Origin of the sequence: Rhizobium sp. CF080, assembly GCF_000282095.2 — a bacterium.
Taxonomy (GTDB): domain Bacteria; phylum Pseudomonadota; class Alphaproteobacteria; order Rhizobiales; family Rhizobiaceae; genus Neorhizobium.
Genome location: NZ_AKKC02000009.1, coordinates 135,574 through 150,218, shown reverse-complemented (window position 1 = coordinate 150,218; position 14,645 = coordinate 135,574). Strand labels below are relative to the sequence as shown.

The following is a 14,645-nucleotide window of genomic DNA, read 5'->3' as shown; positions in this document are numbered from 1 at the left end:
GCACGCCCAACTGAGAGCGTGCCCCTCAAAGAAACAGGCGGCGCGCTTTTGATTGATAGACATGCGGCTTCGAGCCCACAGACTGCTGGACCAGGAAAATGAAGATCAAGAACTCGCTTAAGGCGCTGAAGGCTCGTCACCGCGATAACCGTCTGGTTCGCCGCAAGGGCCGCGTTTACATCATCAACAAGCAGAACCCGCGCTTCAAGGCTCGTCAGGGCTGATAAAGGCATTCGGCTTCGGTCTCGACCGCAGCCGATCAAATTGTCGATAACACGACAAATCGGGTTTGACCTTCGGCGCAGGCGGATTACCTTATCCGCATGCGCTATTTTCGTTTCAGCACCCTGATTCTCGCCGCGAGCCTCACCGCTTCGTCCGCTCTCGCCCAGACCGCGGCGCCCAAGCCGCCTGCAGCACCTCCCGCCGCCGCTCCTTTCATTCCGGCTGTCGCCCAGAAACCGGGCAAGCCCGTGGATCCGTTGTTCGATGCCTTGAAGCGCGAACGCAATCCTGAAAAGGCCCGCGGCATCGCCAGCCAGATCATCGCCGACCTCAACGATTCGGGCAGCGCCACCGTCAACCTGCTGATGCAGTGGTCTGCGACCGCCATCAAGGAAAAGCGCAACGCCGCGGCGCTCGATTTCCTCGATCAGGTGACCGTGCTCGATCCGGCCTTTGCCGAGGGCTGGAACCGCCGCGCAACGCTGCATTACACGATGGGCAACCCCCGCAAATCCATGGCCGACATCGCCGAAGTGCTGAAGCGCGAGCCGCGCCATTTCGGAGCGCTGGCCGGCATGGCCGGCATCCTCAGCGAAGCCGGCAAGGACGATCTGGCGTTGAAGGCATGGCAGGACTATCTCGCCGTCTACCCCGCCGACCGCGACGCCCAGGAAGCCGTTACCAAGCTTTCCGAAAAGCTCGCCGGCAACCGGACCTGAGCCTTTCGGCAGTCCATTCATGATGATCTTGCCCCCTGCCATCGCCGGCATTGTTGCCACTGCGTTTTGCTTCACCGCCTGGAAAGCCAAGGCGATCGAGGCAGCGTTCCCGAATACCGGCGAGCTGATCGATGTCGGCGGCTTTTCCATGAATTCGCTGCATCTGCCGAAACCGGCCGGCGCCGACCTGCCGGCGATCGTCTTCATCCATGGCGCCAGCGGCAATTTCCGCGACCAGGAGGCAGCCTTCCGCCGAGCGCTTCAGGGCCGCGCCGAAATGCTCTTCGTCGACCGGCCGGGCCACGGTTATTCCGAGCGCGGCGGCCCTGAAAACGGCTTCCCGGACGGCCAGGCGGCAGCGATCGCAAGGCTGATGGAAAAGCGCGGCATCGACAAGGCGATCATCGCCGGCCATTCCTTCGGCGGCGCGATCGCCGCGAGCTTCGGCCTCTACCATCCGGAAAAGACCGCCGGCCTGCTGTTCCTGGCCCCCGCCACCCATCCCTGGCCCGGCCGGATCGACTGGTACTACAATCTCACCGCCCGCCCCCTGGTCGGCCGGCTGTTCAGCCATCTTCTCTCCCTGCCGGCCGGCCTCGCGATAATGAAGGCGGCCACGCGCTCCGTCTTCCACCCCAACCCCTGCCCCGAGACCTATCTTGCGGACGGTGCGCCGTATCTGGTGCTGCGCCCGAAGGCGTTCCGCAGCAACGCGATCGACGTCGCCAATCTCAACGGTTACGTGACGCGTGTTGCGCCGCGCTACAATGAGATAACCGCACCGACGGTGATCATCACCGGCGACAGCGACGCGATCGTCGCGGAGGAAATCCATTCGCGCGGCCTCGCCCGCGATATCGCCGGGTCCGAACTCGTCTCCATCCGCAATCTCGGCCACAAGCCGGACTATGTGGCGACCGACGTGGTGATCGCGGCGATCGAGAAGCTAGCCGGCCTTCCCCGCGACCTGAAGGCCGCGGCCCGCATCGCGGAAGCGCGTCTGGCACCGGCGGCGGAACACTCCGCCCCCGAAATGGATCTCTCGATCGAGAAAACCTGAGCCCTGCTCAACCTGCGCCAGCCCGAAGCAAGCTGCCCGTCCCAACCTCCGGCTCAACGGAATCGGAGAAAGACGAGATGGAGATCGGCAGCATTGGCAGGGACTACTCGGCGCGGCCTGCAAAGCCGGATGGCACGTCGACTTCGACAGACGCCGCAACAACTGCATCGCCCGATGCATCCAGCCCCGAGGACGAGGTTTACGATCGCCTCGTCCATGGCCTGACGTCGCTGACGAAAGCGACTGACGAGGCGGAAGAACAGGCAAAGGCCCGCGCCAAGCAGAAGCTCGATGATGCCAAGCAGCAGCTCGAATTCATGCGCCGCTGGGGTTTCGATCCGGAAGTGATCGCCAAGCAGGCAGCTCAGCTCGGCGTCATGGTCGCCGGCGCCGCCCGCGAGTTCACCGAGGCCCTGACCGGGAGCAGCGGGGCCATGACCTCCGCCCCCGCCGATGCTCCGGCTGGCGTCGAGACAACTGACCCAACCCTTGACGGGAGCGCGCAGGCCGCGGCCGCAGATACCACCGGCGACGAGTCGACGGAGGATGAAAAGCCGGTCTCCCACGCCGAGCAGGCCTATCTCGACGCGATGGACGAAACGCCGCAGGAGACGCCCAGGCTTTCCCTCGACGACATCAAGACGGCGATGGAATTCAGCACCGTCGCCCGCCAGATCAAGGCGCTGCTGGAAGAGGCCGCCCGCAGGCTGCGCGAGCAGAACAGCACTGCCTCCGTGCCCGGCACCCAGAGCCTCGACGCTTCGGTGAACACGCTGACCGGCACGGTCTCCACCATGCCGACGGTCAGCATCACCGTCTGACGGCCCATCAACTGCGCACAACAAAAAACCGCCGGATCGCTCCGGCGGTTTTTGTCTGTCTAGAGATACGCCTCAGATGCCGCTCTGGCCGTCCGAGCCGATATAGGCGATGCGCAGCATGTTGGTGGCGCCCGGCGTGCCGAGCGGCACGCCGGCCGAAATGATGATCCGGTCGCCGGGCTTGCCGAAACCTTCCGACACGACGATGCGGCAGGCGCGGTTGACCATGTCGTCAAGATCCGTCGCGTCATGGGTAACGACGCAATGCATGCCCCAGCCGACCGAAAGCCGGCGCGCCGTCTGGACGATCGGCGACAGCGCGATGATCGGCACCTGCGGGCGTTCGCGGGATGCTCGCAGGCCCGTCGTGCCCGACGAGGTATAGGTGACGATGGCCGACAGTTTCAGAGTTTCGGCGATCTGTCGGGCAGCCAGCGAAATGGCGTCGGCACCGGTCGCTTCCGGCGTCGCGCGCTGGGCGTAGATGATGCTCGGGTAAAGCGGATCCTGCTCGACCGTGCTGGCGATCGACGCCATCATCGAGACCGCCTCGACCGGATACTGGCCGGAAGCCGATTCGGCCGACAGCATGATTGCATCGGCGCCTTCGAAGACGGCGATCGACACGTCCGACACTTCGGCACGGGTCGGAACCGGCGCGGTGATCATCGATTCCAGCATCTGGGTGGCGACGACGACCGGCTTGCCGGCCCGCCGACACAAGCGGGTCAGCTGCTTTTGGATGCCCGGAACGGCTTCGATCGGCATTTCGACGCCGAGATCGCCGCGTGCCACCATGACGGCGTCGGAAAGTTCGATGATCTCGTCGATACGCTCGAGCGCCTGGGGCTTCTCGATCTTCGACATGATGCCGACGCGACCACGGGCAATCTTGCGCACTTCGGCCAGGTCGTCGGGACGCTGGACGAAGGACAGCGCCACCCAGTCCACATCGTCGGTCGCGAGAACTGCGTCGAGGTCGATTCGGTCCTTCTCGGTCAGCGCGCCGACGCCGAGCAGCGTATCGGGCAGGCTGACGCCCTTGCGGTCGGAAATGCTGGTGCCGGCGATGACCTTGCAGACGATGCTCTTGCCATCGGCCTTCTCGGCCTTCAGCGCCAGCTTGCCGTCGTCGATCAGCAGGCGATGGCCCACCTTCACCGCTTCCAGGATTTCCGGATGCGGCAGGAAGACGCGCGTCTCGTCGCCGGGTTCATCGCGGTTGTCGAGCGTGAAGGTCTGACCCGGAGCAAGCGTCACCTTGCCGGCCGCGAACTTGCCGACGCGCAGCTTCGGGCCCTGAAGGTCGGCGAGAATGCCGATCGGCCGGCCGCTGCGTTCCTCGACGGCGCGGATGCGCGTGATCAGCGTGCGCATCAGGTCGTGGCTCGCATGGCTCATGTTGATGCGGAAGAGATCGGCCCCCGCCTCGTGCAGCTTCTGGATCATCGCCTCTTCGGACGAAGCCGGTCCAAGGGTGGCGAGGATCTTTACTTTGCGGTTGCGCCTCATCAGTTCTGGCCTTCTTGTGTGCCAGGCGTATCCGAAAGCTGGACCATCCAACTTCCCTGACGGCCCGTGTCATATTCCTTGAAGCCCATGCGCTGGAAGCCACGGGCAAAACAATCGTTGACGCCGACGATCTTGAACTCGTTCTCCGCGACGCACATGTTCACATTGCCGGTCCAGCGGCCGCCGCGGGCCGCATCCTCGGCATAAAGATAATAATAGCGCGACTGCAGCTCGCCCTCGATCAGCGTCGCGCAGGTGGAGGCCGGAACCTGCCACCACCCTTCCGTGGTCCAGCCCTCCGTGGCGCGATAGCCGATCGCCACGCCGACGAGGTTCTGCGTGGCGTTGCAGACGCGGAAATCCGCATGCGCAGCGGTCGCCGCGAGAAGCGGAACACCGGAGGCGACCATGGCAACAAACGCCGGGGCGGAAACGATGGAGCGAAGAGTGGCTTTGGGGGATTTTTTCGACACGGTTTCCGTCAGGACTCCATGGTTATTCGTGAAGCACTTTCTTCGCGCGGCGGAGTCGGAAAGTCAACGTAACTCTAATCGATTAGTCCGTCTCACGCCTTTAACCTGCGCTGATCTTCGCTCCCGCACGACTTGCGTCGAGGCTTTCCCCATGCCATCAACACCCGTCTTTCGAGCGGCCTTCCGAAACAACTCCCTTTTGGACAGCGATGCAGGACTTCATTCCTTTCGAGATCATAGAAGGCGATTATGACAGCGGCATGGTGCTGCTCGCCGACCACGCCATGAACCGACTGCCCGCGTCCTATGGCAGCCTTGGCCTGCCGGAGAGCGCCTTCCACCGTCATATAGCCTTCGACATCGGCATCGAGGGGCTGACCCGCCGGCTGGCGGCGATGCTGGGCGTGCCGGCCGTGCTCGGCTGTTTCTCCCGCCTGCTGATCGACCCGAACCGCGGCGAAGACGATCCGACCCTGATCATGAAGATTTCCGACGGCGCGATCATCCCCGGCAATCATCCGATCACCCAGGACGAGTGGGATCTCCGCCTCGATACCTATCACCGGCCCTATCACCGCGCCGTCGAGCGCACCATCGCCAAATCAGGCGCCTCGGGCCGCGCGCCGCTCGTCCTGTCGCTGCATTCCTTCACGCCGTTCTGGAAGGGCGTCGCCCGCCCCTGGCATGCGGCCGTGCTCTGGGACAGCGACGACCGCGCCGTGACGCCGTTCCTGAAACTGCTCGGCCAACCCGGCGACATCGTCGTCGGCGACAACGAGCCCTATGACGGCGCGCTCAAGGGCGACACCATGTATCGGCACTGCATGATGTCCGGTATCGCCCACGCGCTTCTCGAGGTCCGCCAGGACCTGATCGGAGACGAGGCCGGCATCGCCGCCTGGGCGGAAAGGCTGGCACCGGTCTTCAAGACGCTCAACGCCGACCCCATATTGCATGAATACAGGATCTTTCCCTCGCGTACCGGTCCCTATCCGGTCTGACACGACACCAAGAGGTGGGCCTATGAGCGAACTCACGAAAGAACAGCGGACCGAATTCGAGGCAGCCGCCTTCCGCCGCCTCGTCCAGCATCTGCGCGAGCGCGCCGACGTGCAGAACATCGACCTGATGAACCTCGCCGGCTTCTGCCGCAACTGCCTGTCGAACTGGTATCGCGACGCCGCCAGCGACGCCGGCATCGACCTCAGCAAGGACGCATCCCGCGAGATCGTCTACGGCATGCCCTACGAGGATTGGAAAAATCTGCACCAGGCGGAAGCCTCGGATGCACAAAAAGCCGCATTCGACGTGAACAAGCCGGCCCATGGCTGATCGATTTGCCGATTGGGCTTGACCTTGCGGCGGCTTTTCGGCAGTTGACGACCATTCATTGAAATCTACACGATCAGGAGGCCCCGATGTCTGATGCTCATGGCGTCGCCCGCGACCAGCTCCGCGCATTTATCGAGCGTATCGAACGACTGGAAGAAGAAAAGAAGACCATCGCCGACGACATCAAGGATGTCTACGGCGAAGCCAAGGGCATGGGCTACGACACCAAGATCATGAAAAAGGTTATCGCCCTTCGCAAGAAGGACGACCAGGAGCGCATGGAAGAGGATCTGATCCTCGACACCTACCTCCAGGCACTCGGCATGATCGAGGCCCCTGCCGACCAGGACGCCGCCTGATCTTCTCCGGCACAAGGCCATGAAAAAACCCGCCATTCCGGCGGGTTTTTTCATGGCCTTCGATCCGTCCGGCGATCAGTTGTTCGGACCGCTGAAGCGGTTCGGGTCGATCGCCACCGTGGCTGCAACCGGCCTGAAGCCGCCGCCGGAATAGCCTGCCGAATATTCGTTGTTGAGGGTTCGGCTGACGACGCGCGGTGCCTTCATCGAGGCGGCCGCATTGGCACGATTGTTGTTGAGAGCCCATTGCGCCAGCACGTCGCCCGTAAGCGCGCCGCCATTGGCCGTATGCGGCGCAGCAGCAGGCTGGCCCGGACGGCCGCCCTTGGCGGGGATCGGAAGCGCGCTTGTCGAAGCCGTGACCGGGCTGCGCGGCGCATCGAAACCGTCGCCGAACTGGGCGTTCTTGTTGGAATGGATCACCTTCGGAGAAGCTGAGGCCGTTTCGACCGGCTTCTGGACCGGCATCGGAGCCGCCGCCAATGCAGGGGCAGGCTGAGCGGGAACAGGCGCAGGCTGGGCCGAGGCAACGGGCATGGACGGCACCACGGCCGCTGGCCGCGGCTCGACGCTCTGGGCAAGCGCGGCAACGAGGGCCGGCGTCAGCTCCTGCTGTTCCTCAGCCTTGGCAGCCGGAGCGGCTGCCGCCATGTTGGGGCGCTGGCCGGGAAGCGGTACCGACGCGATTTCCTCCGGCCCCGGCATCGGGCCGACGGAGGCAGTCATCACGCCGCTTTCCGCGTCACCCTTGAAGCCACGCGGTCCAAGCAGCGTCGGAACCGGGATGTTGTAGGTGGAAAGATCGGCAAAGGTTTCGCCACTGGGCTGGATCGGAGCGGACGCCTGCAGGGCGAGCGCTTCCTGGGCCGGGTTGCGCGCCGGAGAATAGAGCGCCGTCGCAAGCCCGCCGGCATCTGAACGGAAGGCCGGACGCGAAAGCGGTACGGGTGCTGCAATCGTCTGCGCCTGTGCCGGCGCCTGGGCTTGATTCTGCGTCTGGCCTGTCAAAGGCGAAGCCGACGCAACCGCCACGGGGGCTTCGCCCTCGTCGTCCGCAGCAGGCCTTGCAGCCGGAGGAGCACGCCGCGCCACGGCCGGAGCAGCACTTTCCTCGTTGTCTTCCTCCTCGTCGGCACCACCGCCGCCGAACAGGAAGGCCAGAAGGTTAGGCTGACGCTTCCGTTCCGAGCCGTCGCCACGGATACCGCCGCCGGCCGTACCGGCGATCTGGATCGAATCGGAGCCGACGCGCCGCTTGTAGTCGGCCATCGCCGTTTCGTAGCCGGGAAGCGGCTTGCCGTCGGCGGGAAGATGGATCGTGTTGCCGTTCGGGAAGATCTGCACCAGTTCCTGGCGCGTCATCCGCGGCCAAGCGCGCACGCCGCCGACATCGAGATGCACGAAGGGCGAACCGGAGGTCGGGTAATAACCGACGCCGCCGACCTGCATCTGCATGGCAAGCCCGCGCAGTGTCGAAAGCTTCACGCCGGGAATGTAGAAGTCCATGGCCTTGCCGAGCATGTGCTGGCTGTTCTTGGCCACACCGGTGTTGCGCGAACGGGTGCGCAGCATGTTGTTGGTGGTGGGAGAACGATAGGCGGAAACCACATGGATGTAGTCGCTGGCGCCGGAACGGCGATAGACTTCCCAGACGAGATCGAAGAGCCGCGGATCCATCCGGGCCGGTTCGTTGCGACGCCAGTCGCGCAGGAACTGGTTGATCTGGGCGAGGCCCTTCGGGTCGAACTTGCCGTTCCGCTTGAAGGTGATGACCGCCTTCTCGCCGGTATGAACGAAATAGAGCTTGAGGCTCTTGTCCTGGGCGGACGCATCACTTGCCGAGACCGAAAGCACAGGCAGCGCCATCAACATCAACACGGCGATAGCCACAACGCGCTTGGTGAGGTTCACAAAAAGCCCGGCTTCGCCGCCGCGCCTTTTCTCACCCGAAGGCGTTTCTTTTGCATACTGATCCGGCAAAACGATCCCCGTCCTGTCGACAACGTCCCACGTTGCCCAAATGACTGTCAATTGCGGTGACACGATGGCAAATGTGCCACACATGTACAAGCTTCTCCCGTATAGTCAACAATTGACTAATCGAAGATTGACAGACGTTGACAGGACATCCTTGCGCGAAGGTTAACACTAGCTAATACATTAGCAATTGCGCGGCAGTAATTACGCGGCTTCCTTGAGCGGATCGTCAGGATCGATGCCGTAATCCTTAAGTTTACGATAAAGCGTCGAGCGTCCGATGCCGAGTTTGCGGGCAACCTGGCTCATCTGACCGCGATAGAACTTCAGGGCGAAGCGGATCAGCTCCTCCTCGACATCGGCAAGTTTCCTCACCTCGCCCGTCTCGTCGGTGCTGACGATGACGTTTTCCTGGGGATAAGCAGCGGCCAGCATGGCCTTCGCATCAGGCCGTGCCGCCCTGGCCTTGTCGCTGTTGGCAAACACCGGCGAATCGGCGAGCGCCTCGCGCATCGCATGATCGGACATGGCGCCCGGTGACGGCATGACCGCAGTCGCTGCCAGTTCTGCCGGCCGGAATTCCGGGATCTGCGCGGCGATCTGCGGAAAATCCTCTTCGGTGAGCTCGTCGCCCTCGGCCAGCACCACCGCGCGGAACACGGCGTTTTCGAGCTGGCGGATATTGCCTGGCCAGTCGTAGGCCGTCAAAAGCGCCAGCGCCCCGGCGCCGACAGCCAGCGTCCGGTTGAGCTTCTGCTCGGTCGAGAAGCGCTCGGCAAACACGCGGGCGAGATGCGGAATGTCTTCCTTGCGGCGGCGCAGCGCCGGAATGGTGATCGGGAAGACGTTGAGACGATAATAGAGGTCTTCGCGGAAGCGGCCGGCCCGGACTTCCTCGATCAGGTCCTTGTTGGTTGCCGAAATCAGCCGGACATTGACCTTCTGGACCTTGGAAGCGCCGACGGTCTCGACCTCGCCCTGCTGCACGGCGCGCAACAGCTTCACCTGCACGTCGAGCGGCAATTCGCCGATCTCGTCGAGGAAAAGCGTGCCGCCATCGGCTTCCACGAACTTGCCGGTATGTTTTTCCGAAGCACCGGTAAAGGCGCCCTTCTCGTGGCCGAAGAGGATGCTTTCCACCAGATTGTGAGGAATGGCACCGCAGTTGACGGTGATGAACGGCTTGCCGGCCCGGTCGCTGTTCGACTGGATGGCACGGGCGATCATTTCCTTGCCGACGCCGGATTCGCCTTCCAGCACCACCGGGATGTTGGAATGGGCGGCGCGCTGCGCAAGATCGATCACGCGCAGCATGTCCGGGCTCGCCGAGATGATGTCGCCGAAGCCGACGGCGCCGGCACGATGGCGGCGGCCGACGCGGGCCTTCGATTCCTTCTGGTCGAGCTTCAGCGCGTTGGTGATCGAGGCGCCGATCCGTTCCGGCGATACCGGCTTCACGACGAAATCGAAGGCGCCGGCGCGCATCGCCTGCACCACGTATTCGATGCTGCCCTGGCCCGTCTGGACAATCACCGGCGTTTCGATGCCGAGTTCGCGGATTGCCGCGAGGAAGGTGAGGCCGTCCATTTCCGGCATCATCAGGTCGAGCACGATGACATTGATGTCGGTCGCGGTACGCTTCAGGAACTCCAGCGCCGCCAGTCCGTTCTCGGCAAGATGGGCGGCATGGCCGTAACGTTCCACCGCATTTTTCAACAGGCGACGCTGAATCGGATCGTCATCGACAACGAGGATTTGCGCAATCATGCTCGGCTCCCAGCAATGGTCATCATGGCCCTTTTAGGCTGTTATGCCGCTGGTTGTGTCAGAAAGCCTTGAACATCCCCTTTTGAGAAAAGCTTGCATTTTAACGGCCGGCAAGGAAAACAGACGCAACAGGTTGAGAAGGAAAAAAGCGATGAACATGTCCGCCACCGTCCTCCCCGAAATTCTGGCCGCAACCGCCGCAGGCGCTGCCGCCTCCGACCCGGCGCTCGGCCTTCTGCCGGTCTGGAAGCTCTCGGATCTCTATGCCGCCAAGGATGCCCCGGCCTTCACGGCCGACATGGAAAAAGCGGCCAAGCTCTCGATCGCCTTCGAGGAAAAGTGGAAGGGCAAGCTTGCCGAAGCCGCAATGAAGACCGGCGCCGGCGGCATCGGCGAGGCGCTCAAGGAATACGAGGCGCTCGATGACCTGCTCGGCAAGATCGGCTCCTTCGCCGGCCTCACCTATTTCTCCGATACGTCGAGCCCGGCCAACGGCAAATTCTATGGCGACGTGCAGGCGAAGCTGACCGACCTCTCCGCGCACCTGCTGTTCTTCGCGCTGGAACTCAATCGCATCGACGATACGGTCATCGACGCCTGCATGGACCGTGATCCTGCCGCCGGCCACTACCGCCCCTGGCTGGTCGACCTGCGCAAGGACAAGCCCTTCCAGCTCGACGACAAGCTCGAACAGCTTTTCCTCGAAAAATCGATGACCTCGGCGGCCGCCTTTAACCGCCTGTTCGACGAGACCATGGCCGAGCTCCGCTTCGAGATCGACGGCGAGCAATTGCCGCTCGAAGTCACCCTCAACATGCTGCAGGAGCCGCAGCCGGAAACCCGCGCCAAGGCCGCAGCAGCCTTGTCGAAGACCTTCGGCGACAACCTGCGCGTCTTCACGCTGATCACCAATACGCTCGCCAAGGACAAGGAAATCTCCGATCGCTGGCGCGGCTTCGAGGATATCGCCGACAGCCGCCATCTCGCCAACCGCGTTGAGCGCGAAGTGGTCGATGCGCTCGCCGAAGCCGTGAAGCAGGCCTATCCGCGCCTCTCGCATCGCTATTACGCGATGAAGGCAAAATGGCTCGGCATGGAGCAACTGAATTTCTGGGACCGCAACGCGCCGCTGCCGGAAACCCCGAACGCGCTGATCTCCTGGACTGAGGCGAAGGATACCGTGCTCGACGCCTATCGCGGCTTCGCGCCCGAAATGGCCGAGATCGCCGGCCGCTTCTTCGAGGAGGAATGGATCGACGCGCCGGTGCGCCCCGGCAAGGCGCCCGGCGCCTTCGCGCACCCGACCGTGCCCTCCGCCCACCCTTACGTGCTCGTCAACTACATGGGCAAGCCGCGCGACGTGATGACCTTGGCCCACGAACTCGGCCATGGCGTGCACCAGGTTCTCGCCGGCGACCAGGGCGCCCTGATGTGCCAGACGCCGCTGACGCTGGCCGAAACCGCCTCCGTCTTCGGCGAGATGCTGACCTTCCGCGCGCTGCTTGAAAAGACCACCGACAAACGTGAGCGCAAGGCCATGCTCGCCCAGAAGGTCGAGGACATGATCAACACGGTCGTGCGCCAGATCGCCTTCTACCAGTTCGAGCGCAAGGTCCACACGGCTCGCAAGGAAGGCGAGCTGACCGCCGAGCAGATCGGCGAGCTGTGGCTCTCCGTCCAGGGCGAAAGCCTCGGACCCGCCATCAAGATTTCCGAAGGTTATGAAAGCTGGTGGACCTACATCCCCCACTTCATCCACTCGCCCTTCTACGTCTACGCCTATGCCTTCGGCGACTGCCTGGTGAATTCGCTCTACGCGGTCTACCAGAACGCCGCTCCGGGCTTCCAGCAGAAGTATTTCGAGCTCCTGAAGGCCGGCGGCACCAAGCATCATTCGGAACTGCTGAAACCCTTCGGCCTCGACGCCACCGATCCATCCTTCTGGTCCAAGGGCCTGTCGATGATCGAAGGCCTGATCGACGAGCTGGAGGCTCTGGACAAGGCCTGACGCATTCCCTTAATGCACACCCATGAATGAGAAAGCGCCCTTCGCGCTCTTTCGTGACGACCCCGCCGGCCGGAGCCTCGTCTTCGACCGGCCGAAGGAAATCGTCATGGCCCGGACCGCCGCCGAGGTGCTGCCCGCACTTCGGCGCCTGGAAGAGGCGCGCCTCGCCGGCCACTGGCTGGCAGGCTATATCTGCTACGAGACCGGCTACGTCTTCGAGGACAAGCTCCGGCACCTGATCGTCGACAACCGGCCGACGCCCTTGATCGCCATGGGCATATTCGATCACCCCTCGGGCAACGAGCATCCGCTTGCGGGACCGCCCGGCAAGGTGGTCGATGATGGCTCCTCAGAGGGCTCGTTCCTCAGCGAACCCCGCGCCATGTGGGATCTCGCGACCTACCAAGAACGGTTCGACCGGCTTCACCGGCACCTGCGCAACGGCGATTGTTACCAGGCGAACCTGACCATGCCGGTCACCGCGCGCTGGCACGGCGATCCGCTGCGGGCATTCTGGTCGCTCGTCGCCCGCCAGCCGGTGCGCTACGGCGCCTATATCGACCTCGGCGGAGCTTCAGGAGATCCGGTCATCCTGTCGCGCTCGCCTGAACTGTTCTTTTCGGTCGATGCGGATCGTTTCATCGAAACCCATCCGATGAAGGGCACCGCCCCGCGCGGCGCGACAGGGGAAGAAGACGAAGCGATCATCGCGGACATGCTGGCCGACGAAAAGACGCTCGCCGAAAACCGCATGATCGTCGACCTGCTGCGCAACGACATCTCCATGATCAGCGAGGTCGGCACGCTCTCGGTGCCGAAACTTTTCGAGATCGAGACCTATCCGACCGTCCACCAGATGGTGAGCCATGTGCGGGCGAAGCTGCTGCCCGAGATCGGCTTTCCCGAGATTCTCTCCGCGCTCTTTCCCTGCGGCTCGATCACCGGAGCGCCGAAAATGTGGGCCATGCGCATCCTCGCTGATCTCGAAAAGGCACCGCGCGACGTTTATTGCGGCGCCATCGGCTGGTGCGATCCGGCCGGCCCGATGCGTTTTTCGGTGGCGATCCGCACGATCACACTTTTCAATGACGAAAAAGCCGTCTTCAATGTCGGCGGCGGCATCGTCTTCGACTCGAAGGCCGAGGCCGAGTATGACGAGTGCCTGTTGAAGGCACGCTTTGCGGTGGGCAACCAATGGATTTCTCGCTGATCGAAACAATGCGCTGGGAACCGGGCAACGGCTTGCTCCGGGTGGACCAGCATCTGCGCCGGCTCAGCCGGTCGGCGGACGCGTTGGGTTTCCGCCAGCCGCCGGCAGATACGCTGAAACAGCTTCAAGCGGCGACCGCCGGTGGCGAGACGCCGCTCCGCGTCCGCCTCGTGATGACCTATCGCGGCAAGATCGAGATCACCACGACGCCCTTCACGCCCCTGCCCGCCGACACCCTCTGGCGGATCCAGGTCGCCAGGACGACGCTTCCTTCCGACGACCCGACCTATCGCCACAAGACCTCCCGCCGCGAGCTCTACGAGGCCGCCCGCGCCGAATTTACGCCCGAAGAGGCCGATGAGGTGATTCTCCTCAACGAGCGCGGCGAGGTTTGCGAAGGCACGATCACCAACGTCTTCGTCGAAACCAAGGACGGCTCGCTCCTCACACCGGCGCTCTCGAGCGGCCTGCTGCCCGGCATCCTGCGCGCCGACCTGATCCGCGAAGGCAAGGCGAAAAGCCAGGTTCTCCGCCCGACCGACCTCGAAAACCGCCGCTTCTTCGTCGGCAATTCGTTGCGCGGCCTGATCGCCGCCGAACTCGTCGCCCAGGCGGCGCGATCGGAAATGCCGACGGAAGCCCCTCGCCCTGCCGCCCGCCCGGCCAAGATGGCCCGAGCAGGCCGGTAGATGGCCGCATCCGAAACCCTTGCGGATCATCTGCTTGCGCTCGAGATCGCGCTGCAGAGCCGCGAGGTCCGCAATTCCGAGGAGAAGCTGCGCGAACTGCTGGCGCCGGAATTCCGCGAATTCGGCCGCTCCGGCCTCGCCTACACGTTCGAGGACATCATCACCCGCCTCGTTGCCGAGACCGGTCCGAACAACACGTCGATCTCCGATTTCAGCGCTACGATGCTGAGCGACACGATCGCGCTCGCCACCTATCGCGGCACCCGCGTCAACGACGACGGCACAAGCCAATTCGCCAACCGCAGCTCCATCTGGCGCCTCGATCCGGACGGCAAGTGGCGCATGGTTTTCCACCAGGGTACCGCGACCGAGTGACTAATGGTCCAGATCCGTGCGAGGCTTTCGCCGACGGCCGTCGAACACTTCGATGATTTCGATACCACCGAGTTTGTCGCAGCCCTTCGAAAATCCGAAGCGACGCCCGCCGTCCTCG

15 protein-coding genes are annotated in these 14,645 nt (G+C 63.5%); 11 read left to right on the top strand and 4 right to left on the bottom strand.

Going from position 1 to position 14,645, the window contains the following annotated elements; translation table 11 throughout:
* Positions 1 to 98 precede the first annotated feature (98 nt).
* The 4 genes from ykgO to PMI07_RS20915 all read left to right on the top strand — a co-directional run bounded on the left by ykgO (position 99) and on the right by PMI07_RS20915 (position 2,825).
* Positions 99 to 224: a type B 50S ribosomal protein L36 gene (gene ykgO, locus PMI07_RS20930; protein ID WP_003497670.1), complete on the top strand. Its 126-nt coding sequence runs from the start codon at positions 99 to 101 to the stop codon at positions 222 to 224.
* Positions 225 to 323: 99 nt separating this feature from the next.
* Positions 324 to 944, top strand: coding sequence for a hypothetical protein (locus PMI07_RS20925; protein WP_007757846.1), 621 nt, complete (start codon positions 324 to 326; stop codon positions 942 to 944).
* Between the two features lie 22 nt (positions 945 to 966).
* Positions 967 to 2,004, top strand: a complete 1,038-nt coding sequence (locus PMI07_RS20920; RefSeq protein WP_245277213.1) for an alpha/beta hydrolase — start codon at positions 967 to 969, stop codon at positions 2,002 to 2,004.
* 77 nt (positions 2,005 to 2,081) lie between these two features.
* Positions 2,082 to 2,825 carry a hypothetical protein gene (locus PMI07_RS20915; RefSeq protein ID WP_007757848.1) on the top strand — a complete coding sequence of 248 codons (744 nt, stop codon included), beginning with the start codon at positions 2,082 to 2,084 and terminating at the stop codon, positions 2,823 to 2,825.
* 72 nt (positions 2,826 to 2,897) lie between these two features.
* On the opposite strand, the gene pyk is transcribed toward PMI07_RS20915, so the two are convergent.
* Both pyk and PMI07_RS20905 read right to left on the bottom strand, forming a co-directional pair.
* Complete coding sequence (pyk, locus tag PMI07_RS20910; protein WP_024163998.1) at positions 2,898 to 4,337, bottom strand: pyruvate kinase; 1,440 nt, start codon at positions 4,335 to 4,337, stop codon at positions 2,898 to 2,900.
* Positions 4,337 to 4,747, bottom strand: coding sequence for a DUF1036 domain-containing protein (locus tag PMI07_RS20905; RefSeq protein WP_037087866.1), 411 nt, complete (start codon positions 4,745 to 4,747; stop codon positions 4,337 to 4,339). Before PMI07_RS20905 ends, pyk begins: the two co-directional genes overlap by 1 nt.
* A gap of 272 nt (positions 4,748 to 5,019) precedes the next feature.
* Between PMI07_RS20905 and PMI07_RS20900 the strand changes: the two genes are divergently transcribed.
* The 3 genes from PMI07_RS20900 to PMI07_RS20890 all read left to right on the top strand — a co-directional run bounded on the left by PMI07_RS20900 (position 5,020) and on the right by PMI07_RS20890 (position 6,501).
* Positions 5,020 to 5,811 carry an N-formylglutamate amidohydrolase gene (locus tag PMI07_RS20900; protein WP_007752226.1) on the top strand — a complete coding sequence of 264 codons (792 nt, stop codon included), beginning with the start codon at positions 5,020 to 5,022 and terminating at the stop codon, positions 5,809 to 5,811.
* Between the two features lie 22 nt (positions 5,812 to 5,833).
* Positions 5,834 to 6,142 (top strand): DUF1244 domain-containing protein, encoded by a 309-nt coding sequence (locus tag PMI07_RS20895; RefSeq protein WP_007752223.1) that lies wholly within the window; start codon positions 5,834 to 5,836, stop codon positions 6,140 to 6,142.
* An 86-nt stretch (positions 6,143 to 6,228) separates the two neighbouring features.
* Entirely contained in the window at positions 6,229 to 6,501 is a 273-nt protein-coding gene (locus PMI07_RS20890; protein WP_007752220.1) for a DUF2312 domain-containing protein, read from the top strand.
* Between the two features lie 75 nt (positions 6,502 to 6,576).
* Here the strand turns inward: PMI07_RS20890 and PMI07_RS20885 are convergent, their stop codons facing one another.
* Both PMI07_RS20885 and PMI07_RS20880 read right to left on the bottom strand, forming a co-directional pair.
* Positions 6,577 to 8,481 carry a DUF882 domain-containing protein gene (locus tag PMI07_RS20885; RefSeq protein ID WP_245277208.1) on the bottom strand — a complete coding sequence of 635 codons (1,905 nt, stop codon included), beginning with the start codon at positions 8,479 to 8,481 and terminating at the stop codon, positions 6,577 to 6,579.
* Between the two features lie 201 nt (positions 8,482 to 8,682).
* The gene (locus PMI07_RS20880) at positions 8,683 to 10,245 is read right to left on the bottom strand and encodes a sigma-54 dependent transcriptional regulator (RefSeq protein ID WP_007758137.1); all 1,563 of its coding nucleotides are present in this window, start codon (positions 10,243 to 10,245) and stop codon (positions 8,683 to 8,685) included.
* Between the two features lie 157 nt (positions 10,246 to 10,402).
* On the opposite strand from PMI07_RS20880, the gene PMI07_RS20875 reads away from it, so the two are divergent.
* The 4 genes from PMI07_RS20875 to PMI07_RS20860 are packed head-to-tail and all read left to right on the top strand — an operon-like array spanning position 10,403 to position 14,527.
* On the top strand, positions 10,403 to 12,253 hold the full coding sequence (locus PMI07_RS20875) for a M3 family oligoendopeptidase (RefSeq protein WP_037087862.1): 1,851 nt from the start codon (positions 10,403 to 10,405) through the stop codon (positions 12,251 to 12,253).
* 22 nt (positions 12,254 to 12,275) lie between these two features.
* Positions 12,276 to 13,463 carry an aminodeoxychorismate synthase component I gene (locus PMI07_RS20870; protein WP_007758140.1) on the top strand — a complete coding sequence of 396 codons (1,188 nt, stop codon included), beginning with the start codon at positions 12,276 to 12,278 and terminating at the stop codon, positions 13,461 to 13,463.
* The gene (locus PMI07_RS20865; RefSeq protein ID WP_007758141.1) at positions 13,448 to 14,152 is read left to right on the top strand and encodes an aminotransferase class IV family protein; all 705 of its coding nucleotides are present in this window, start codon (positions 13,448 to 13,450) and stop codon (positions 14,150 to 14,152) included. The genes PMI07_RS20870 and PMI07_RS20865 overlap by 16 nt, the downstream gene beginning before the upstream one ends.
* Positions 14,153 to 14,527 carry a DUF4440 domain-containing protein gene (locus tag PMI07_RS20860; RefSeq protein WP_007758142.1) on the top strand — a complete coding sequence of 125 codons (375 nt, stop codon included), beginning with the start codon at positions 14,153 to 14,155 and terminating at the stop codon, positions 14,525 to 14,527.
* Positions 14,528 to 14,645 lie beyond the last annotated feature (118 nt).